The organism is Streptomyces sp. HUAS 15-9 (genome assembly GCF_025642155.1).
Taxonomy (GTDB): Bacteria; Actinomycetota; Actinomycetes; order Streptomycetales; family Streptomycetaceae; genus Streptomyces.
The window spans coordinates 1,092,150-1,112,714 of sequence record NZ_CP106798.1; the positions used below are offsets into that span (position 1 = coordinate 1,092,150).

A 20,565-nucleotide genomic window follows, 5' to 3' on the forward strand; every position below is an offset into this window, starting at 1 on the left:
TCACAAGGGGGTAGTCCATGGCTCACCGTCTGCGCCCGGTGGGGATCGACTTCGCCGAGACCGCCCCCGTACGACTCGTGTTCGCACGGGAGATCACGGCCGCCCCGGACGCGGTCTTCCGTGCGCTCGCCGACGACGTGCCGGGCTGGCCGCGGTGGTTCTCGGCGGTGGCCTCCGCCCGGCCGATCGAGGGCGGACGCGAGATCCGGCTCAGGGGCGGTACGCGCTTCGAGGAGACGGTGATCGTCGCGAAGGCGCCCGAGGTGTACGCGTACCGGGTCGACCTGACGAACGTCCCGGGTCCCCGTGCCTGGGTCGAGGAGTGGCGGCTCTCCCCGGCCGGCACCGGCACACGAGTGCGGATGACCTTCGCAGTCGACGGAACAGCCCCGTTCCGCTTCCTGTTCGGCCTGGCCCGCGCGGGCACGGGCAGGGCGTTCCGGAAGGCGGTCACGACACTGGACCGGCGCCTTGCCACGGGGCCCTAGGGCTCGACGGGATCCTCCAGCACGGGCACGCACGGTGACAGCCGAGGTTCTGGGTGTTCCGAGCACGTCGGCCGAGCGGTGGGTGGAGTGGCCACTCCGTGAACTCTCCGGCGGATGAGTACCTCACCGTTCCGCTCAGTCCGGCCAGACGCCAGTCTCCAGCAGGGACTCGATCGCCGTCGCGTACGGCGTGATGTCCAGGCCCTGTTCCTCCAGCCACGCGTCCGAGTAGTACTTGTCGAGGTAGCGGTCCCCGGGGTCGCACAGCAGGGTCACCACGCTCCCCTGGCGGCCCTCGGCGACCATCTCGGAGACGATCTTCAGGGAGCTCCACAGGCCGGTGCCCGTCGAGCCGCCCGCCTTGCGGCCGATGGCCCGCTCCAGGGCGCGGACGGCGGCGACGCTGGCCGCGTCGGGGACCTTCATCATCCGGTCGATGGCGCCGGGCACGAAGCTCGGCTCCATGCGCGGCCGGCCGATGCCCTCGATGCGCGAGCTCCGGTCGCAGGTGACGCCTTGATCGCCGGTGGTCCAGCCCTCGAAGAAACAGGAGTTCTCCGGGTCGGCTACGCAGATGCGGGTGTCGTACTGCATGTAATGGACGTAGCGCGCGATGGTCGCGGACGTGCCGCCGGTGCCCGCCGTGGCGACGATCCACGTGGGCTCCGGAAAACGCTCCAACTCCAGTTGCCGGAAGATGGATTCGGCGATGTTGTTGTTGCCGCGCCAGTCCGTGGCCCGTTCGGCGTAGGTGAACTGGTCCATGTAGTGGCCGCCGGTCTCCACCGCGAGGCGGGCGGACTCCTCGTACATCTTGCGTGAGTCGTCCACGAAGTGGCACTGCCCGCCGTGGAATTCGATGAGGCGGCACTTCTCGGCGCTCGTCGTGCGCGGCATGACCGCGATGAAGGGCACGCCGATGAGCCCCGCGAAGTACGCCTCGGAGACGGCCGTCGAGCCGCTGGACGCCTCGATCACCGGGCGGCCCGGCCGGATCCAGCCATTGCACAGGCCGTACAGGAACAGGGAACGGGCGAGTCGGTGCTTGAGACTTCCGGTGGGGTGGGTCGACTCGTCCTTCAGATACAGGTCGATGCCCCATTTCTCGGGCAACGGGAAACGCAGCAAGTGCGTGTCGGCCGAGCGGTTCGCATCCGCCTGGACCTTCCGGACAGCCTCTTTCAGCCAGTTCCGGTAGCCGGCGTCGATGTGGTCGACGTCCAGAGTGGCGCCGGTCCGGGTCTGTGGGGTGGTGCTCACAGCGGTGCTCCTTACGCTTCGCGCCGACGGCGCCCGAGGCGGCCGCCACCTCGATCATAAGCAGCTTCCACACCACTTCCCACCTGCATAAACACACCTTTGGACAGCCCAAAGAAGCCCCTGGGGCACACCCGTGCGAACATCCGGGGGCGCATTCGGGCGAGTGCTCCGTCCACTCGCCCCACACACCTCGTGCGTACTGGTGCTCCGCGCAGGCTGCGGGCACACTGCACCGGACGGGACGAACGTCCCGAACGGGGGCGCACACTGGATCACGACACGAGCCGGATCCCGCCGGGCCACGGCTCACGAGGCGACCGGCACGACGACCGACGCGCACAAGGGGGCGGGGAAGGATGGCGGAGCCCGAGTTCACGGCCACGGGCGTGCGGATCGGCAAGCGACTGCGTTCGCTCACCCGGGCCGGGCAGGTCCGGATCAGCGACGGCAGGCTGGAGTTGCTCACCAGCTACGGCAGTGAGATCGACAGCGCCCCGGTACAGGCGGTGCGCGCCTCCAGGCCCTGGTTCGCCCCGGACGACCGGGCGTTGGCCGACCTCAACGGCAATCGCTACTCGCTGACTCTGGGCGAGCACGACCCCGCGCCGGGCGAGCCGGGTCCGCCCGCCGCACGCCGGTTCATCGAGGCGGTACGCAGGGCGGCGGGGCGCGGCGGCTGAGCGGCGCCGTCCACGGCGAGTTGCGGGACCGTGACCACTGCGTCACGCTGGTCTCACGTCACTCTGGGTTTACCGGCGATAACGCTGCGAACCAGCCCGCCGGCCACGACAGCAGGCGGCCGCTTGACGCATGCACCCTGCTGGATCCGTTCTCCGTGTTCTTCCGGACCTCACGTCGGGGAGTCGCAGCCGTGATCAGTCATCCGAGCAGGCACTGCACGGTGGAGCTTCAAGCCCTGCCGTCGCGGATCGGCCAGGTCCGCAGAATCGTATCTGCGCAGTTGCGCTACTGGCATCTCGACCCATTGATAGACCGGGCCGCGCTCGGTGTGACGGAGCTGCTGAGCAACGTCCACCGGCATGCCCAGCCCGACAAGTCGTGCACCGTGGAGATGGAGCTGCTGCTCGACCGGCTCACGGTCTCCGTGCGTGACCACGATCCCCGCCTCCCCGAGGTCGCCGAGTCGGCCGACATCGCACCGCTGGCCACGTGTGGCCGGGGGCTGGCGATGGTGGCCGCGGTGAGCGAGAGCTGGGGAGTGCGCCCCGACGGCGACAACGGCAAGGTCGTGTGGTTCACCCTGCCCGCGCCCCCGGCGGCGAAGCCCAAGCCGGCCCGTCCGCGGCGCCGTACGGCCGTGGAGCCGCCCGCGCATCCGTTCGTGGAGGCCGGACCGGCGGCGTGCGGCCCGTCTCCCGCGCACGCTCCCGCCCGGTCGGCCGTTGCCGGCTGACCGGGCGGTGACGTTCCTCTTCGCTCCCCCGCACTTCGTCGCTCCCCCGCACTTCGTCGCTGCCCCGCGCTTCTTCGCTCTTTCGTGCGGCGTCCGGGGGCGACGGCGGTAGGCCCTCACTCGGTGGCGATGGCCCGCAGTACGTCCAACCGGGCCGCCAGCCGCGCCGGGCGCAGGCCCGCCAGGGCTCCGGCGGCCAGGCCGACCAGGGCGACCACCGCCAGCCGCGCGGGCGGTATCGCGAAGGCGAAGGCGCTGTCGCTCGCGCCGTCCGAGGCCCGCACCAGCACCCAGCCGAGGAACGCGCCGAGGCCGAGCCCGCCCGCCGTGCCGAAGGCGGCGACCAGGACCGACTCCCAGCGGACCATGGCCCGCAACTGGGACCGGGTCTGGCCGACGGCCCTGAGCAGGCCGAGCTCCCGGGTGCGCTCGTGCACGGCCAGCGTCAGCGTGTTGGCGATGCCGAGCAGGGCGATGAACACCGCGAGGGCGAGCAGCGCGTAGACGAGGGTGAGCATCATGTCGATGCCCCCGGCCGACGACTGTGCGTACTCGTCGCGGGTCTGCACCTGCGGATCGCCGTACCGGGCGGCCACCTTCTCCACCGCGGCCCTGCCCGCCGCCGTGCTCACACCGTCCTTGAACGTCACGGCGACCAGCCGGTCGGAGTCCTGGGTGCGGTGCGGTGCCCAGGCCGCGCGCGTGATGACGTAGTCACCGGCGAGTTCGGACTGACCGTAGACCGCACGGACGGTGAACTTCTCCGTCGTGCCGTCGGTGAAGGTGAGCCGGGCGGTGTCGCCGGTGCGCAGTCCCTGCCGGTCGGCCTCCTTCCGGGTGACGGCGATGCCGTCGCCGCCGAGGCCGCGCAGGTCGCCCCGGACCGTGCCGAGGTCGAAGGAGCGGGCGAGTACGGCCGGGTCGGTGACGGTCAGCGCCCGTCCCTTGCCATCGACCTGCGCGATCCCGCGGCCGAGTCCGACGGCGGTGTCCACCTCGGGCAGCCGCTGGACGGCTGGGGCCAGTCCGGGGCTGAGCCCGCTGCCGCCCGCACCGAAGGACGGGGTGCTGACGGCCACGTCACCCGCGAAGGAGCGTGACACGGTCTGGTCCATCGTCGCCTTGAGCGAGGCCCCGAACACCGTGAACAGGGAGACGACGGCGACACCGATCATCAGGGCGCTCGCGGTGGCGGCCGTCCGCCGGGGGCTGCGCAGGGCGCTGCGCCGGGCGAGGGCACCGGTGACACCGCGCAGTTGGTCGAGGGGGCTGCCCAGGAGCCGTACGGCCATGGAGGAGGCGACCGGGCCGAGGACCACGAACGCGACCAGGGCCAGGACGGCGCCGAGTCCCGCCAGCCACACGGACGGTGCGACCAGGACGCCGGTGAGCGCCACCGCGACCGCCAGGGCGGCGAGGGCCGTGCCGGTGACCGCGCGGAGCCGGGAGGCGCCGGAGGAGTCGACGGCCGTCTCGCGCAGCGCGGCCAGCGGGGCGGTGCGTCCGGCCCGTACCGCGGGCATCAGCGCCGAGCCCAGGCAGACCACGACGCCCACGGCGAGCGGCAACACCATCGACAGCGTCCTGACGACCAAGTCGCCCCCGGGGAAGGGGAATCCGATCGCCGGGAACAGCGCCTGCAGCCCGGCGGCGATCCCGATGCCGCCGGCGAGCCCGGCGGCCGACGCGGTCACCGCGACGACGCTCGCCTCCACCAGGGTCGACGCCGTCACCTGCCGGCGGGAGGCGCCGAGGGCACGCAACAGGGCGTTCTCACGGGCGCGTTGGGCCACGACGATCGCGAACGTGTTGTGGATGGAGAAGGTCGCGACCAGCAGGGCGACGCCGGAGAAGACGAGGAGGAAGGTGGTGAAGACGGTCAGGAACTGGCTGGAGATCATGTCGGTGTTCTCCTGCGCCGACGCCTGGCCGGTGATGGCCTCGACTCCCTCGGGCAGTACGGGAGTCAGCCGGTCGACGAGTTGCTGCTGGCTCACCCCCGGCCCGGCCCGCACCTCGATGCTCGCCGCCTGGCCGGGCCGGGCGGTGAGGTACTTCTCGGCGTCGGCCTGGGTCATGCCGGTGAAGGTCACCTGTGCCATGCCGTCCTCGCCGCCGAAGGTCGCGAGGCCGACGATGGTCACCTTGACGGGATCGGGCGTGCGCAGCGTCGTCGTGTCGCCGGTCTTCAGGTGCCCCTTCTTCGCAGTGCCGCGATTGACCACGACCTCGCCGGACTTCAGGGGGGCGTGGCCCTCGGCGAGCCGGTACGGATTGAGCTCCGGGTCGGTGATCCAGTTGCCCGCCACGGTGGGCGGGCCCTGGCCGCCGACGGGCTTGCCGTCGGCGCCGACCAGTTGGCCCGCGCCCTGGATGTCCGGGGCGGCGGCCGCGACGCCGGGGACCTTCTCGACGGTCTTCACCAGCGACGTGTCGACCGGCCGGCGCACCCCCTGCGCGTCGCCCGGCGTCGTGATGGCGTCGGCGCCGCGTACGACGGCGTCCGTGCCGCTGGTCGCCTCACCGAACATGGAGCCGAAGCTCGCGCGCAGGGTGTCGCCCATGACCAGGGTCCCGGCCAGGAAGGCGACGCCGAGGAACACCGCGAGGAACGTGCCGGCGAAGCGGCGCCGATGGGCGCGCAGCGAGGAAAGGCTCAGCCGTACCGAGGCGTTCACGCCCTCACCTCGAAGGCCTTCATACGGTCCAGGACCTTGTCGGCGGTCGGCGACTCCATACGGTCCACCAGGCGTCCGTCCGCGAGGAAGACGACCTCGTCGGCGTGGGCGGCGGCGACCGGGTCATGGGTGACCATGACGACCGTGCGGCCGGTCCGGCGTACGGCCGAGCCGAGGAGTCCGAGGACCTCCTCGCCGGAGCGGGAGTCGAGGTTGCCGGTGGGCTCGTCGGCGAAGACGACGTCCGGCCGTCCGGCGAACGCCCGTGCCACGGCGACGCGTTGCTGCTGTCCGCCGGAGAGCTCGGAGGGGCGGTGGTGCAGCCGGTCGCGCAGGCCGACGACGTCGATGAGCGCGTCGATCCACTCCGGGTCGCCCCGGTCGCCTGCCAGGTCCAGCGGCAGGGTGATGTTCTCCGCGACGGTCAGGGTCGGCACCAGATTGAACGCCTGGAAGACGAAGCCGACCCGGTCGCGGCGGAGCAGGGTCAGGCGCCGGTCGTCGAGCGAGCCGAGGTCGGTGTCGCCAATGTAGGCGGTGCCCGAGGTGAGCGTGTCGAGCCCGGCCGCGCAGTGCATCAGGGTGGACTTGCCGGAGCCCGAGGGCCCCATGATCGCAGTGAAGCGTCCGGCGGGAAAGTCCACGTCGATCCCGTCCAGCGCCTGTACAGCGGTGTCGCCGCGGCCGTACACCTTCACGGCGCCCTCGACCCGGGCGGCCGTACGGGCTGAGGTCATGGTGGTGGTCGTGGCGGTCATGCCGCACCGCCCTTGCCGACGCGGCCGAACTGCTCGTCCAGGACGGACAGCCGCCGCCAGTACTCGTCCTCGTCGATCTCGCCGGTGGCGAAGCGCCGGCCGAGGATGGCGATGGGCGAGTCGCCCGCCGGGCGCCCTTCGTCCATCGGGCGCCACGGTCCACGGCGGCCGCGCCACACGGTGCGGCGAAGGACGGTGACGGCGCCGATCACGACGGCCGCCCAGATCAGCGGGAAGAACAGGATCCACGGGCCGGGGCCGCCGTCCCAGTGCGCCAGGGTCTGCATCTCGGTTCATCTCCTGTGCCGAAGCGTGTGGTGGTGATGCGTCGAGACTGGCCCCGGGAAGGGGTCCGGGTCGTCGTACGGCCAGCGGCAGTGGGCATACCTCCGCGGGAGTACGCGGGTGTACGGCGGCTCCTCCCCCGGGCGGCGTCCGAACGGGTGGCGACTGTAACTACTAGTATGTACAGTGATCTCGTGAGCACCTCGGAGCGACTGATCGAGTCCACCCGCGAGCTGCTGTGGGAGCGCGGATACGTGGGCACCAGCCCGAAGGCCATCCTGGAACACGCGGGCGCCGGGCAGGGCAGCATGTACCACCACTTCAAGGGCAAGCCGGACCTGGCGCTTGCGGCGATCCGGCGTACGGCCGAGGAGTTGCGGGCTACCGCCGAGGGAGTACTCGGCGGGCCGGGAAGGCCGTACGAGCGCATCGAGGCGTATCTGCTGCGCGAGCGCGACGTGCTGCGCGGCTGCCCGCTCGGCCGGCTGACGATGGACCCGGACGTGATCGCCAGCGACGAGCTGCGCGCACCGGTCGACGAGACGATCGCCTGGATCCGCCGACGGATCGCCGGGATCGTCGAAGAGGGCAAGGAGCAGGGGCAGTTCGCTCCCGGTCTCGACGGCGAGGAGATCGCCGCGGCCGTCCTCGCGACCGTACAGGGCGGTTATGTCCTGGCGCGCGCCTCCGGTTCACCGGCCGCGTTCGACGCGGGCGTCCGGGGTCTGCTCTCCCTTCTGACACCCCGATAGGAGCACACGCACGTGCACATCAGGAGAAAGCGTCCCGACACCGTGCGGGGCCCGGCCGAGCACTTCACCGGCACGGTCTGGCTCGACGAGGTGGCCACGCCCGCCGCGCCGTCCCGGCTGCGCATGTTCAGCGTCCACTTCGCGCCGGACGCCCACACCTCGTGGCACCGGCACCCGCACGGCCAGGTGCTGCACGTCCTCGAGGGCGAGGGCCTGGTCCAGCGCGAGGGCGGTGAGGTGGAGGCGATCCGGGCGGGCGACACGGTGTGGATCGAGCCGGGCGAACGGCACTGGCACGGCGCCGGGCCGCGCACCTTCATGACGCACCTCGCCGTCGTCGAGGCCGCGGCGGACGGCACGACCACCGAATGGGACGCGCACGTGTCCGCCGACGTGTACCCCGCCTGACCGCGTCATCCGAGGAAGGACGTCCCACATGCACGCCCTGCAGTACGAGTTGACCCTCCCCGCCGACTACGACATGGGCATCGTCCGCGACCGTGTGGCCCGCGTCGGGCATCTGCTCGACGACTGGGACGGACTCGGCCTCAAGACGTATCTGCTGCGCGAGCGCGGAGTGCACGGCTCTCCGGTGAACCAGTACGCGCCGTTCTACCTCTGGAACACCATGGAGGGCATGAACCGCTTCCTGTGGGGCGGCCCCTTCCAGGGGCTCGTCGACGACTTCGGGCGGCCCGAGGCCCGGCAGTGGTCGGGCCTGGCGTTCGAGGAGGGAAGCGCCGTGGGTTCCCCTGCCGCGTGGGCCGTACGTCGGCGGGAGCCGGTGCCGGCCGGGGTGGAGCTGTCCGGGGTGATGGAGGACGCGGTGCGCGAGACCGGGCGGGTGGCCGCGGAGGACGGGGCCGTGCTGGCGGCGGCCGCCGTGGACACGCGTCGGTGGGAGCTGGTGCACTTCTCGCTCTGGGAGCACGACGCGCCCAAGGCCGAGGGCGAGGTGTTCGAGGTGCTGCACATGTCGGCGCCTGGCCGGGACCGGCTGCCGCGCGGGCGGCAGTGGTGAGCACCGTCCGTTCGGTCCTCGGTGACATACCGCCCGAGGACCTGGGCGTGTGCGACGCGCACGACCACCTCTTCCTGCGCAGCCCGCAACTGCCGGGTCAGGGACTCGACGACGCCGCCGCCGCGCGGGCCGAACTCGAGGCGTTCCGTGCGACGGGCGGGGCTGCTGTCGTCCAGTGGACGCCGTACGGGATGGGCCGACGCGCCGCCGACCTGCCGCGCCTGTCCCGCTCGGCGGGAGTTCACCTGGTCTGCGCGACGGGTCTGCATCAAGCGGCGCACTACGCACCGGAGTTGCTCGGCCGACTGCGCGGGAAGCTCGCCGAGGTGTTCGTCTCCGAGCTGACCGTGGGCATCGGCACCTCGGGCGTCCGTGCCGGGCTGGTCAAGGTGGCCGGCGGCTTCCACGCCCTCGACGCGCACGCGCGCTGGACGATGACCGCCGCGGCCGAGGCCCACCACGCGACGGGCGCGCCCATCGCCGTGCACCTGGAGCAGGGCACGGGCGCACTCGACGTACTGGACCTGCTCTGCGTCGAGTTGGGCGTCCCGCCCCACCGGGTGATCCTCGGCCACCTCAACCGCTCCCCCGACCCGGTCGTCCACCGGCAGGCCGCGGGGACGGGCTGCTGGCTGGCCTTCGACGGTCCGTCCCGCGCCCATCACGCCACCGACTGGCGCATGCCGGACGCCGTACTGGCCCTGGCCGAGGCCGGGTTCGGCCACCGGCTGCTGCTCGGCGGGGACACCGTGGTCGCCGGTGCCCGGTCGGTCGACGGCGGGCCCGGGATGCCGTACCTGCTGAGCCGGCTGCGTCAACGGCTCGAAGTGGCCCTCGGCGCGGAGCTGGTGGGGCGCCTTTTCACGCGGAATCCGGCCGGGGCGTTCGGCGCGGACTGGCGGTGAGGACGCGTCGCGGTCGGGGACCGGGACGGCGTCCGTGTGTCACCGGAGCGCGGCCAGCGGGTCGTCCAGTACCGGCTGCCAGGCCAACTCCGCCGCGCCGACCAGGCTGTTGTGGTCGAGGGTGCACGGGAGGATGGGCACGCCGCCGCTCTGGCCCCACAGACTGCGGTCGGCGACGACCGCGCGGAGCCGGTCGGGGTCGGCGTCGAGCAGGGTGCGGTGCAGGCCGCCGAGGATGATGCGGTCGGGGTTGAGGATGTTCACCAGCCCGGCGAGGCCCAGGCCCAGGCGGTCGATCAGGGCCTCGGCGGCGGTGCGCACGGTGGGGTCGTGGTAGTGGTTGCGGAGCAGGTCGTTGGCCTGCTGGAGCAGGGACACCTCGGGGCCCGGTTCGCGGCCGGCCTCGATGAGCAGGGCCAGTGGATCCGCCTCGACGTCCAGGCAGCCGCGGCTGCCGCAGTGACAGGGGCGGCCCTCGGGGTTCACCGTGAGGTGGCCGACCTCCAGGGCCAGGCCCGAACTGCCCGTGTGCAGGCGGCCGTCGAGGACCAGTGCGCCGCCGACTCCCCGGTGTCCGGTGGCCACGCAGAGCAGGTCCCGGGCGCCGCGGCCCGCGCCGTGCCGGTGCTCGGCGAGCGCGGCGAGGTTGACGTCGTTGCCCGCGAAGGCCGGGCCGGTGATCTGGGCCGCGGCCACGCACTCCGCGAAGATACGGCGGACCGGCGCGCCCACGGGCCAGGCCAGATGCAGAGGGTTGAGAGCCAGCCCGTCCGGTTCGGCGACGGCGGACGGCACGGCGAGCCCGGCGCCCACGCAGCGGCGGCCCGTCGTACGCAGGAGTTCGGCGCCCGCCTCGACCACCGAGCCCAGCACCTTCGCCGGGTCCTCGTCCACGGTCTCGCAGCCCGGTGCGGTCGCCACGATCCGGCCACCCAGGCCGACCAGCGCGGCCCGGAAACCGTCGGCGTGCACCTGCGCGGCGAGCGCCACGGGCCCGTCGTCGGCCACCTCCAGCCGGTGCGAGGGGCGCCCCTGGGAACCGGCCGCCGCGCCCGGCCGGGCGTCCACCCGGATCAGCCCGAGCGCCTCCAGCTCGGCGGCCACCGCACCGGCCGTCGCCCGGGTCACCCCCAGTTCGGCGGTGAGCACCGCCCGGGTCGGCGCGCGCCCGGTGTGCACGAGCTCCAGCGCGGGCCCCAGCGCACCGCGCCCCCGGTCCAGCCGCGTCCTCGAGGTGGTCCCTTCCCCCGCCGCCCGGGGGTCCGCCTTGCCGCTCATGAGGGCGAGTCTCCCATGATCCGCAGACCGGCCGGCCTGCGCCGCAACCTAGATTCCACTCACCCTCAGGGTGATGTTCAACCGCCCGGTGAGCCCGAGCCCGGGCGGCGCCGTGCCGGGGTGCACCCGCGGCACCCCGTGGTACGCCATGCGCGACACGCCGCCGAAGACGAACAGGTCCCCACTGTGCAGCTCCACGTCCGCATAGGGCCTGACCCGCGTCTCGGTGTTGCCGAAGCGGAAGACGCAGGTGTCGCCGAGGCTCAGCGACACCACGGGCGCGTCGGAGTTCTCGTCGCTGTCCCGGTGCATCCCCATGCGGGCGTCGCCGTCATAGAAGTCGCTTTTACCGACCGCTGAACTGACCGGAACGGCTGTGAGCTGGTCATATGCGTCGTGTAGGTGTCCGGGACGCTTTGAACAGCGCTTGCCGATCCGATGGTGCAAATCAGTCTGAGACAGTGACCGCTATGGAGGAGAACGCAGCTCCGAGCACGTCGCCGTGCTCGTCTTGCACCACCAGCGCGGTGCAGTCGGCAACGATACGAAGGCGGTATTCGCCCTTCATGATGCTCGGCTTCAAACCATCAGGCCTGTTGCGTGTGTAGATGCTCGATGACCATGTCCCGGTCAGTGTGGAAAGGACCATGCCGTTTCCCTTGCACTGGCGTGCCTTGCCGATCTTGCGGCGCGGCCGCGGCGTGCGGACACGGACCCATTCGGGGAAGGCATCGAGTGGAGCAGGTGAGAGCATGCCCAGCGTCTCGCGCGTGACAGCCCCTCGAAGCAACGCAAGGACGTTTTCCCGCTCAGTAATGGTTTTGGCGTCAACCCAAAGGCTCGGATAACCGATCTCTGAGAGGGCAGAGACGATGTCCAGGCGGAGAGCCAGCGGCGCGTCGGCGATCTCCTTACGGAGTTCCGGGGCGAAGGCCATGCGGTTCTGCGGGTCTGAGACCTTGTCCTCGGTCACAAAGATCACCGGGAGGGGACGGCCGCCGCTGGTGGACTGGCTGGCGGCCTTGGTCTTCGCCAACTCTAGGTCGTCGTCTCTGCGCGCCGCACGAAGGGCGGTGAGGTAGATCGCGGTGTCCCGACCGCCTTCGCCATTGGCCTTGCAGGGCGATCGGCGGTCAGCCTCACGTTCCAGAGCTTCGAGTGCGTCCGCCGGATCGGTGGGCAGAACGTCGAATGCCTGCCACAGCGCGGCCTCGAAGTACTCAGTCTCCTGGTCCGAGGTCGCTGCGGCTTAGGGCGGCCGGCCCCGTTGGCCTGCGGATGAGCCTGGTGGACGTGATAACGGAACCGTTATCCGGCCATAAGCGGGATCATGGTCAGGCGCCGGCGTGGAGATGGGCGGCCCACAGGGACGGGGTGCGGGTCCTGTTCAGGTCGCCGGGAAGGTCGTGGCCATCGCGGACGGCCCGGATGGCGTGGTGAAGGGCGTGGGCAGCCCGGCTGGCATCTAAGGTGCCCTCGTCGGTGGTGAGGTGGGTGTAGAAAGCGTCGGCGACGGTGACGGCGATCTGGTCGTCGATCTCCCACAGGGTCCCGACCACGTGGGGAAAACCGGCAAGTTGAAATGCCGAGGTCAGGTGGATGGCCTCATCGAGCAGCTCGGCGGCATCGATGGCTGCCGTGCGGCAGGCGGACAGGTAGGCCAGCTGCGCCTGGTCGAGACGGACCGGAGCGAGGCTGGCCACGGTGAGCGGGTCGGCGTCGTGGTCGTGAAGCAGCAGCAGGCTCTTCGACGGGTCGGCGGGATGGCTGGCGCCGTGGCAGGCGAAGTGTGCGATCGGGCAGGTGGGCAAGTGCGCCAAGACGCTGGCCTTGGTCGGTAGAGAGGCTGAGAGGCTGGCGGGATCGCGGTCCGGGTCGGGCTCGCGCAGCAGCACGGGATCGGTCAGGTGCTGGTGCAGCTTCTCGACTTCGGCAGGTACGTAGTTCAGCCGACCGCGGTCAGGGAGGTGGGGGGTGGTGGGCATCGCCACGATGAGAGCGCGGGCGGGTGAGGGTAGTGCGGGGGTGCGCTGGCGGGTGTAGCGCAGGGCGCGCACGGTGGGGGTGTAGGAGGAGATGACCCGGTCGAGAACGGTGCGCCGCTCCGGGGCGTCGGCCGGGTCGGTGTGGTAGCCGGCAGCGTGGACGGGCAGCAGGCCCAGTAGGCCGCCCGGTGCCCACCACACCTGGGGCCAAGCAGCCCCCGGCGAGGGCTGGCGGTGGTGGCCCAGGGCGGTCAAGACGGGTCCGGTGACGACATCCCACAACCACTCCAAGGTCCGCGACAAGATGGCTTGGGCCTCGCGCCGCAGGGCTCCACTTGCACCCGCACTTGCGGTGTGCAGGGCCTGGCGGAAGATGTTGATGCGGTCGATCAGGGCGTCGTAGCCGAGTCCGGGCAGAGGGACGGCGGTGATGCCGGTCTCGGTGAGCAGCAGGGCGTCGCTGCGGTAACCACTGATGTTGAACACCACCACCGAGCCCTGGCCTGCCTGGGCAAGAAGTTCCTCGGTGGTGGGGGGAAGCCCGAAGGAGGCGAACGCGTCGTGGGTACGGACCTCGGCCAGGGTGGCGGCGAAGTCACGGGCGAGCCGATGCCGGTCTTGTACGAGACGGTCCTGGCCTCCTAGCGGGGTTCCTGGGGCGTCAGCTGGCACGACGGTGAGAGCAGAGGTCTCCGGCTGGTCGAGCCGGTCACGTAGCACTACGAACCGCGCGGCCAGCTCGGGGTGCTGTTCGTGGAGGTCAGTGAGATCGCTACGGGTATCCAGTACCTGACTCAACAACACCGCTCGGCCCGCCTCTAGCAGCCGCAACGCCCGGGCCGCGCAATCCTGCTCTGTCCCCCTGGGGTTGGCGAGGACCAGCGCGGCGGCATCACCAGCCAGGCCGGCAAACCCGCCGAGCGCATACTGCTGGTCCCCACGGGCCAACTGACGCGGGGCCACCTCGGGCAACAGCCACACCGCCGCCTCCAGCACATCCGCTGCCCGCACACGCCCGTCCTCCGACTGGGCCAGCAGCCGAGCCGCCGCCCCGGCCGCACGCATACGCACCGAAGGCGCTGCCGACCCAGACTCCCACGCCCCCACGTATGCAGACACGGCTTCGTCGAGGTCTGTCTGGTCCCCGGTGCGCCCGAACCGCTCCCGCAGCGCGGCGCCCAGGTTGGACAGCATCGCTGCCCGGTCGGGGTGGTCGGCGGGGGTGGCCTGGGTCGCCTCCCGGCCAAGGCGGATCGCCTCATCCAGATCCGTCTGGTCCCCGGTGCGCCCGAACCGCTCCCGAAGCGCGAGGCCCAGGTTGGACAGCATCGTTGCCCGGTCGGGGTGGTCGGCAGGGGTGGCCTGGGTCGCCTCCCGACCGACGCGGATCGCCTCATCCAGATCCACCTCATCCAGATCCGTCTGGTCCCCGGTGCGCCCGAACCGCATATGCAGCGCCCCAGCCAGGTTGGACAGCATCGCTGCCCGGTCGGGGTGGCCGGCGGGGGTGGCCTGGGTCGCCTCCCGGCCAAGGCGGATCGCCTCATCCAGATCCGCCTGGTCGCCGGTGCGCCAGAACCGCACCTGCAGCGCCCCAGCCAGGTTGGACAGACGACCCGCCCGGTCGGGATGGCCAGCGGGGGTGGCCCCCACCGCCTCCCGGCCAAGGCGGATCGCCTCATCCAGATCCGTCTGGTCCCCAGTGCGCCCGAACCGCTCCCGCAGCGCGGCGCCCAGGTTGGACAGGTAGCCCGCCCGGTCGGGGTGGCCAGCGGGGGTGGCCTGGGTCGCCTCCCGGTCAAGGCGGATCGCCTCATCCAGATCCGTCTGGTCCCCGGTGCGCCCGAACCGCTCCCGAAGCGCGGCGCCCAGGTTGGACAGACGACCCGCCCGGTCGGGGTGGTCGGCGGGGGTGGCCTGGGTCGCCTCCTGACCGACGCGGATCGCCTCATCCAGATCCGTCTGGTCCCCGGTGCGCCCGAACCGCTCCCGCAGCGCGAGGCCCAGGTTGGACAGCATCGCTGCCCGGTCGGGGTGGTCGGCGGGGGTGGCCTGGGTCGCCTCCCGGCCAAGGCGGATCGCCTCATCCAGATCCGTCTGGTCCCCGGTGCGCCCGAACCGCTTCCGCAGCGCGGCGCCCAGGTTGGACAGCATCGTTGCCCGGTCAGGGTGGCCGGCGGGGGTGGCCTCCACCGCCTCCTGACCGACGCGGATCGCCTCGTCCAGATCCGTCTGGTCCCCGGTGCGCCCGAACCGCACCTGCAGCGCCCCAGCCAGGTTGGACAGCATCGCTGCCCGGTCGGGGTGGTCGGCGGGGGTGGCCTGGGTCGCCTCCCGGCCAAGGCGGATCGCCTCGTCGAGGTCTGTCTGGTCCCCGGTGCGCTCGAACCGCTCCCGCAGCGCGAGGCTCAGGTTGGACAGGTAGCCCGCCCGGTCGGGGTGATCGGCAGGGGTGGCCTGGCTCGCCTCCCGGCCAAGGCGGATCGCCTCATCCAGATCCGCCTGGTCCCCGGTGCGCCCGAACCGCACCTGCAGCGCGGCGCCCAGGTTGGACAGGTAGCCCGCCCGGTCGGGGTGATCGGCAGGGGTGGCGTGCAGAATACGCTGCCACAGCTCCACGGCAGCGGAGATCACAGTCAGTTCGGTGGAGATGAACGCCTGCTGGAGCAAGCGGGTAGCAACTGGCTCGATGGCGTCGGCGAAGAGCGGCAGCAGCGGTTCGGGCAGGGCGTCGACGCCAGCGAGAAAACACGGCGCAAGCCACTCAACCGTGGCCTCGAGGTCCGCCTGGTCCTCCCCTTCGGGGAGCACCTGGTACCGGAACCAGTGCAACCAACCAAGGCTATATGAGGCCTCAAGGGGGTCCTCGTCGTTATCCCACAGGAGTTCGGCAAGCTGTCGTGCCTCGGTCAGCGCCTTCGGCTCCACCGCCGCGGAGAGATCCCCCGCAACAATGCGGTGCAGCCGCGCCTGTATCACGGCGAGTCTGCGTGCTCGCTCCCCCGTCTGCTCACTCACACATGGTGAGGTTAGTCGCACAATCGGTGGAACGACCGGATGTTTCCCCGATACGGTCTCTTTGCCCGGCCGCAGGCCGTCGTTAGCGGCAGGGGCGGGAAATCAGAGCGTCACGGGCACCGCACACGGGAGAGATCCATGACCGACAGCTCAAATGAGGTGGCGCAGCGCACGGCCGCAACGTTGGCCTACGTGTGTGCGAAGGTGGAGCAGATCCGCGAGGACCTGTGCACCGGTGCGGGCGGGGACGAGGCGCCACTGGACCAACTCCTGGCCGCAATACGCGACGGCGGGGACCTCACCGGCCCGCTCGACCGGCTGCACCATCGTCTGCAGGCAGACGGCGATGCCAAGGGCATCTACGGGAACATCCGCAACGGTGCAGCTCCCCACGGTCTTCACCCAGCCGGGATTGATGCATCGGGCCCGCCCGAAATCGTGTACCTGTGCCCGGTCAGCCAGTGTTCGCGCTATTGGTGGCCGCAGGCCGCCGCGTCCGTACCCCAGTGCCAGATCAGGGGGGAGAAGCTGCGCCGGGGACGGCTGTAAGCGGTGGGCGGGCTGCTGTCCGAACTCGGCAAGAAACTCGCCGAGCGTTGGCTGTCACTCCTCGTCCTGCCGGGTGCTTTGTACCTGGCCGTCGCTGCCGCAGCTCACGCGCTCGGCCACACCCACCCCTTCGCCCTCTCCCGGCTCACCGACCAGGTCACCGCCTGGGCCCATGCACCCGCCGCCCGTACCCTGGGCGGCCAAGTCGTGCTGTTGGCCGCGATACTGGCTGCCTCGGCTGCGGTCGGCCTGGCGGCTCAAGCTCTCGGCTCGTTGACCGAGCGCCTCTACCTGGCCGTCGACTGGCGCACTTGGCCCTCTCGCCTAAGCCGCCACGTTGATGAGCACGTTACCGGTCGGCAAAGAGACTGGGATGCCGCTGCCCGCGCCTGGCACCAGTACCGCGAGGATGCCGCCCTGGCCCTCGCCTCCGGTGGGCGGCAGACCGACCCTGCCCCCCGTCAAGACGCCTATCAGGCGATGGCCCGCATTGCTCCCGAACGCCCTGCCCGCCCCACCTGGAGCGGAGACCGCATCCACGCCGCCACCGTTCGCCTGGAGCGCGACTACCACCTAGGCCTGGCCACCGTTTGGCCCCACCTGTGGCTGTTCCTGCCCGATGCCCCCCGTGCCGAGATCACATCCGCCCGCCAGACCCTGAGCCGCGCCACCACCCTGTTCGCCTGGGCCCTGCTTTACCTCCCCCTCGTCGCGTGGTGGTGGCCCGCCGTCCTGATCACGGTCACCCTCGCCCTCACCGGCCAGGTCCGCACCCGGGCTGCCGCCGACACCTACGCGCTACTGCTGGAGGCCGTCACCCGCGTGCATGTCGGCGACCTTGCCCGCCATCTCGGCCTGGACTTCACCGGGCCCCTCACCCGGGAGGCCGGGGACGACCTCACCCGTCTCCTGGCACACAGCCCACCCCCACCACCCCCGCCTGTCGGCGGATAATGGCCCCTTATCCGGTGGTTTCTCTCGCTCTCCCAGTTGGTTGGTGTCGAGGATGATCACCCGCGCAGAGTAACGATGCCGTCGAGCCACCGTCCCCGGAGTCGAAACTTCACAGTTGACCACCTTCAAGGAGCCGGGCTTCGAAGTCGGCGATGCGTTTCTCGGCGAAACGCAGGTTGGAACGGGCGCCTTCAAGTCGCTCTTGCAGGGTTCGGTGTTCTTGGGCCAGTTGCTGGACTCGTCGTTTGAGAGTGGTGTTCTCGGTGGTGAGCTGCTGGACGGATTCGCCGGGGACCATCTGATCGAAGTCCCTGAGCTGACCCATGAGTTCCCCGATTCGTTGTCGCTGGGCGAGGATTTCGTTCTGGGCGCGGGTTAGCTGGTCCTCGGCGTTGAGGGCTCGTTCTCGCCATGATGCTTCGATGCGCTCGTGTTCGTTCTGGCTGACGTGGTCGTGGCGGCTCTTGCTTTCGGTGACGGCGGCCTGGACGAGACTGCGGGCGTCAGTGTTCTCGTAGAGGAACGTGGCGGACACGCCTGCGCGCTGGGCGATCGCCCGGACGGTGAGGCGGCCGCGTTCGCGGCGGAGCTGGCCGATGGCCTTCTCGACGCGGTGGAGTTTGTCCTGGGTCTGGCGGCGGCGGGCGGCCGTCGCCGCCGCGGTCTGGTCCGGGGCGGCGGTCACCGTGCCTCGGAGTCATCGTCGTCGTGGAGGGCGTCGGTGTCCCCGTGGCGGGCGAGCTCTCGTGCCCGGAAGGTGGTGGACCAGACGCGGCCGAAGTAGTCCTGCGGTCGGCGGAGGTCGAGGGTGAGGGCTTCTTCGAGGAGGTCGACGGCGGCCAGAGCCCTCTCCAGGCCGTTGATCGCGCGGGCTGTGGGCTCGAAGACCCGGTGCAGGTAGTCGGCAGTCGCACTGGTGGGGGCGCGTTCCGCGAGCATCCGCCACTGCTCCCGTTTGCGCTGCCAATAGACGAGGTCAGCGCCTGACAGGACGAACTTGTCGCAGTTGTGGCAGTCCATATTCCAGGGGCAGGCATCTGTCGGCGTACGAGGTTCTCTCCCCAGGTGCGTACGGGCGAACGTCCCCAGCTGTCAGGCCACTTGGTTCTCTCGCTCGATGGCCTGTAGGCGGTTCTTGAGGCGGTAGCTCGGGCCGTTGATGGAGATCACTTCGCAGTGATGCAGGAGACGATCAAGAATCGCGGTTGCGAGGACCTCGTCACCGAACACCTGGCCCCACTCGCTGAAGGTCTTGTTCGAGGTCAGGATGATGGAGCCCTTCTCGTAACGCTTGGAGATCACCTGGAAGACCAGGTTCGCCTCCGCCCGTTCCAAGGGCTGATAGCCGACCTCGTCGACCACGAGGACGCTCGGCCGCAGGTAGGTGGTGAGCTTGCTGGTCAGCCGCCCGGCGGTCTCGGCGGCTTTGAGCTGACGGACCATGTCGTCGAGGCTGGTGAAGTAGATCGAGTAGCCGGCCCGGCAGGCCGCGACCGCCAACGCGACCGCGATATGCGTTTTCCCGACCCCGGGCGGCCCCAGCAGAGCGGCGTTGGCCTTCGCCTCGACGAAGGAGAGGGTGGCAAGGTCTTTGACCTTGCGCGGGTCGAGCTCGGGCTGGAAGGAGAAGTCGTACTCATCCAGCGTCTTGTGGTGCGGCAGCTTGGAGAGCCGCAGGCCGTTGCGGAAGCGGCGGTCGTCGCGGACGGCCAGCTCCTCGGAGAGGACCAGGTCGAGGAAGTCGAGGTAGCCGAGCTTGCCCTCGTCAGCGCGGCGGATGTACTCGTTGATGTTCTCCACCAGGTGGGGCAGGCCGAGCTTGCCGGCCGTGCTGCGGATGCGGTTGCCGGTCAGCTCGCTCAAGACGACTCCCTCGTCGACGACTTGGTGGTGAAGGGCCTGGTCCCGGTCAGCTCGTCATAGACCGACAGCGGGCGGCGTGAGACCTCGATCTGGGTGGCCGCGGAGCGGTTCAACAGGGCCTGCAGCGAACCGACTTGGCTGCCGGAGGCCGGTTCGCGACGCGGCGGGGGTCCCTCGCCGGTGGTCGTGCGGCGGTTCTTGCCGGTGGGCAGGCCGTCCCAGTGCTCGTCCGCCTTGACGACGGCGCCGCGGCCGACCACCCGCGCGTGGGCGGACAGCAAGGTCTCGCCGCTGGTGTCGGGAACGGTCGTGTGCAGCATGATCTGGGACTTCGTCGCCCGGATCTCGACCAGCTGCCGTGGGCGGACCTTGCGGGCTGGCACTGAGTAGAGGTTCCCGTCGAAGGCGACCAGGCAGTCCTTGCCGACCGGACGCAGATGTCGCTCAGTCACCAAGTACGGAGTCGGCGGCAGCGGTTTGAGGGCCGCGTGGTCGCGGGCGGCCCGGACGCCGATGACTTCCCGGTGCGTCTTGTGGATCTGGTCCCGGCGCCTCGGCACCCACGTGGCGAACGCGGCATCCATCTCCTCGATCGAAGAGAACGCCCGCCCGGACAGGACATGATCGCGGACGATCAACACCTGGCGCTCGACGCGGCCCTTGCCCGTGGGCCGGTAGGCGGCCAGGACGTCGATGTCGAAGTCGTAGTGGCCGGCGAACCCGACCGCTTCCGGATGCAGCGGAACGGCCTCGCCCGGGGCAACGTGCCGGCGCACGACCGTCTTGGTCCGGTCATAAACGATCGTCATCGGCACCCCGCCGAAGTGCGCAAACGCCCGCCGGTGGCACTCGAAGAAGGTCTGCAGGTCCTGGCTCGTGGTGAAGCAGCAGAACGGGTCGCGCGAGTAAGACAGCACCATGTGGAACGAATAGACCTTGCCGATGCCCATGTGAGCAAGGATCTTGCCCTCATCACCCCAGTCGACTTGGGCCTGGGCCCCGGGAATGACCTCGAAGCGGCGGTGCAGGCCCGCCAACTCCTTTGGCGTGATGCCCAGTTCCTCGGCGATCCTGGGCCGGGCCTGCTGAACGTAGAGCTTGACGCGCTGATAGTTGCCGGTGAACCCGTACTCCGCGGCCAGCCGCTCGTGGATCACCGACGCCTTCATCAGGATCTCGGCCCGCAGCATCGAGTCGACCAGCGGCGCGAACTCGTCGATCACCCTGGGCACCACCTGACCGGCAGCCGAACGACGCGGCGGCGTCGACGGGCCCGCGAGGTACTTGCGGACCGTCTTGCGGTCCAGCCCCGTCTCCCGGGCGATCTCCGACAGGCTCATGGCCCCGGACTCCAACA

General features: G+C 70.7%; 20 protein-coding genes and 1 pseudogene. 9 read left to right on the forward strand and 12 right to left on the reverse strand.

Translation table 11 applies throughout. The features are described from left to right. Window positions 1-17 precede the first annotated feature (17 nt). Window positions 18-488 carry an SRPBCC family protein gene (locus tag N8I87_RS04870; RefSeq protein ID WP_263205773.1) on the forward strand — a complete coding sequence of 157 codons (471 nt, stop codon included), beginning with the start codon at window positions 18-20 and terminating at the stop codon, window positions 486-488. A gap of 135 nt (window positions 489-623) precedes the next feature. Here N8I87_RS04870 and N8I87_RS04875 read toward each other — a convergent pair whose 3' ends face one another. After that, window positions 624-1,748: a PLP-dependent cysteine synthase family protein gene (locus N8I87_RS04875; protein WP_317633449.1), complete on the reverse strand. Its 1,125-nt coding sequence runs from the start codon at window positions 1,746-1,748 to the stop codon at window positions 624-626. Between the two features lie 356 nt (window positions 1,749-2,104). Here N8I87_RS04875 and N8I87_RS04880 point away from each other — a divergent pair, with 356 nt between their 5' ends. Both N8I87_RS04880 and N8I87_RS04885 read left to right on the forward strand, forming a co-directional pair. After that, window positions 2,105-2,428: a hypothetical protein gene (locus N8I87_RS04880; protein WP_263205774.1), complete on the forward strand. Its 324-nt coding sequence runs from the start codon at window positions 2,105-2,107 to the stop codon at window positions 2,426-2,428. A gap of 191 nt (window positions 2,429-2,619) precedes the next feature. Continuing rightward, complete coding sequence (locus tag N8I87_RS04885; protein WP_263205776.1) at window positions 2,620-3,162, forward strand: ATP-binding protein; 543 nt, start codon at window positions 2,620-2,622, stop codon at window positions 3,160-3,162. A 116-nt stretch (window positions 3,163-3,278) separates the two neighbouring features. On the opposite strand, the gene N8I87_RS04890 is transcribed toward N8I87_RS04885, so the two are convergent. The 3 genes from N8I87_RS04890 to N8I87_RS04900 are packed head-to-tail and all read right to left on the reverse strand — an operon-like array spanning window position 3,279 to window position 6,885. Next, window positions 3,279-5,840: an ABC transporter permease gene (locus tag N8I87_RS04890; RefSeq protein ID WP_263205777.1), complete on the reverse strand. Its 2,562-nt coding sequence runs from the start codon at window positions 5,838-5,840 to the stop codon at window positions 3,279-3,281. Next, on the reverse strand, window positions 5,837-6,598 hold the full coding sequence (locus tag N8I87_RS04895) for an ABC transporter ATP-binding protein (protein WP_263205778.1): 762 nt from the start codon (window positions 6,596-6,598) through the stop codon (window positions 5,837-5,839). The genes N8I87_RS04890 and N8I87_RS04895 overlap by 4 nt, the downstream gene beginning before the upstream one ends. After that, window positions 6,595-6,885: an SHOCT domain-containing protein gene (locus tag N8I87_RS04900; protein WP_263205779.1), complete on the reverse strand. Its 291-nt coding sequence runs from the start codon at window positions 6,883-6,885 to the stop codon at window positions 6,595-6,597. The genes N8I87_RS04895 and N8I87_RS04900 overlap by 4 nt, the downstream gene beginning before the upstream one ends. Before the next feature lie 177 nt (window positions 6,886-7,062). On the opposite strand from N8I87_RS04900, the gene N8I87_RS04905 reads away from it, so the two are divergent. Genes N8I87_RS04905 through N8I87_RS04920 form a run of 4 tightly spaced genes read left to right on the forward strand, consistent with a single transcriptional unit; the run spans window position 7,063 to window position 9,561 of the window. Next, window positions 7,063-7,635: a TetR/AcrR family transcriptional regulator gene (locus tag N8I87_RS04905; protein ID WP_263205781.1), complete on the forward strand. Its 573-nt coding sequence runs from the start codon at window positions 7,063-7,065 to the stop codon at window positions 7,633-7,635. 12 nt (window positions 7,636-7,647) lie between these two features. Continuing rightward, window positions 7,648-8,043, forward strand: a complete 396-nt coding sequence (locus N8I87_RS04910; RefSeq protein WP_263205783.1) for a (R)-mandelonitrile lyase — start codon at window positions 7,648-7,650, stop codon at window positions 8,041-8,043. A gap of 28 nt (window positions 8,044-8,071) precedes the next feature. Continuing rightward, window positions 8,072-8,656 (forward strand): DUF4865 family protein, encoded by a 585-nt coding sequence (locus N8I87_RS04915; RefSeq protein ID WP_263205785.1) that lies wholly within the window; start codon window positions 8,072-8,074, stop codon window positions 8,654-8,656. Further along, window positions 8,653-9,561, forward strand: a complete 909-nt coding sequence (locus N8I87_RS04920) for a phosphotriesterase family protein (RefSeq protein ID WP_263205787.1) — start codon at window positions 8,653-8,655, stop codon at window positions 9,559-9,561. Before N8I87_RS04915 ends, N8I87_RS04920 begins: the two co-directional genes overlap by 4 nt. A gap of 39 nt (window positions 9,562-9,600) precedes the next feature. On the opposite strand, the gene N8I87_RS04925 is transcribed toward N8I87_RS04920, so the two are convergent. The 4 genes and pseudogenes from N8I87_RS04925 to N8I87_RS04940 form a co-directional block, all read right to left on the reverse strand. Continuing rightward, window positions 9,601-10,839 (reverse strand): ROK family protein, encoded by a 1,239-nt coding sequence (locus N8I87_RS04925; RefSeq protein ID WP_263205789.1) that lies wholly within the window; start codon window positions 10,837-10,839, stop codon window positions 9,601-9,603. A 48-nt stretch (window positions 10,840-10,887) separates the two neighbouring features. Next, a pseudogene (locus N8I87_RS04930) lies at window positions 10,888-11,181 on the reverse strand (alpha-ketoglutarate-dependent dioxygenase AlkB); the annotation flags it as partial. A 106-nt stretch (window positions 11,182-11,287) separates the two neighbouring features. Continuing rightward, entirely contained in the window at window positions 11,288-11,875 is a 588-nt protein-coding gene (locus N8I87_RS04935; protein WP_263205792.1) for a hypothetical protein, read from the reverse strand. A gap of 298 nt (window positions 11,876-12,173) precedes the next feature. Next, window positions 12,174-15,842 carry a CHAT domain-containing tetratricopeptide repeat protein gene (locus N8I87_RS04940; protein ID WP_263205794.1) on the reverse strand — a complete coding sequence of 1,223 codons (3,669 nt, stop codon included), beginning with the start codon at window positions 15,840-15,842 and terminating at the stop codon, window positions 12,174-12,176. Window positions 15,843-15,980: 138 nt separating this feature from the next. Between N8I87_RS04940 and N8I87_RS04945 the strand changes: the two genes are divergently transcribed. Both N8I87_RS04945 and N8I87_RS04950 read left to right on the forward strand, forming a co-directional pair. Next, window positions 15,981-16,391 (forward strand): hypothetical protein, encoded by a 411-nt coding sequence (locus N8I87_RS04945; protein WP_263205797.1) that lies wholly within the window; start codon window positions 15,981-15,983, stop codon window positions 16,389-16,391. Between the two features lie 3 nt (window positions 16,392-16,394). After that, window positions 16,395-17,345, forward strand: coding sequence for a hypothetical protein (locus tag N8I87_RS04950; protein ID WP_263205799.1), 951 nt, complete (start codon window positions 16,395-16,397; stop codon window positions 17,343-17,345). A gap of 109 nt (window positions 17,346-17,454) precedes the next feature. On the opposite strand, the gene N8I87_RS04955 is transcribed toward N8I87_RS04950, so the two are convergent. From N8I87_RS04955 to istA, 4 genes are all read right to left on the reverse strand, one after another. Further along, window positions 17,455-18,030, reverse strand: a complete 576-nt coding sequence (locus tag N8I87_RS04955) for a DUF6262 family protein (protein ID WP_263205801.1) — start codon at window positions 18,028-18,030, stop codon at window positions 17,455-17,457. Continuing rightward, complete coding sequence (locus N8I87_RS04960) at window positions 18,027-18,365, reverse strand: hypothetical protein (RefSeq protein ID WP_263205803.1); 339 nt, start codon at window positions 18,363-18,365, stop codon at window positions 18,027-18,029. The genes N8I87_RS04955 and N8I87_RS04960 overlap by 4 nt, the downstream gene beginning before the upstream one ends. A 72-nt stretch (window positions 18,366-18,437) precedes the next feature. Then, window positions 18,438-19,208: an IS21-like element helper ATPase IstB gene (gene istB, locus N8I87_RS04965; protein ID WP_263205806.1), complete on the reverse strand. Its 771-nt coding sequence runs from the start codon at window positions 19,206-19,208 to the stop codon at window positions 18,438-18,440. Next, window positions 19,205-20,548 (reverse strand): IS21 family transposase, encoded by a 1,344-nt coding sequence (gene istA, locus N8I87_RS04970; RefSeq protein WP_438829308.1) that lies wholly within the window; start codon window positions 20,546-20,548, stop codon window positions 19,205-19,207. The genes istB and istA overlap by 4 nt, the downstream gene beginning before the upstream one ends. Window positions 20,549-20,565: the final 17 nt, after the last annotated feature.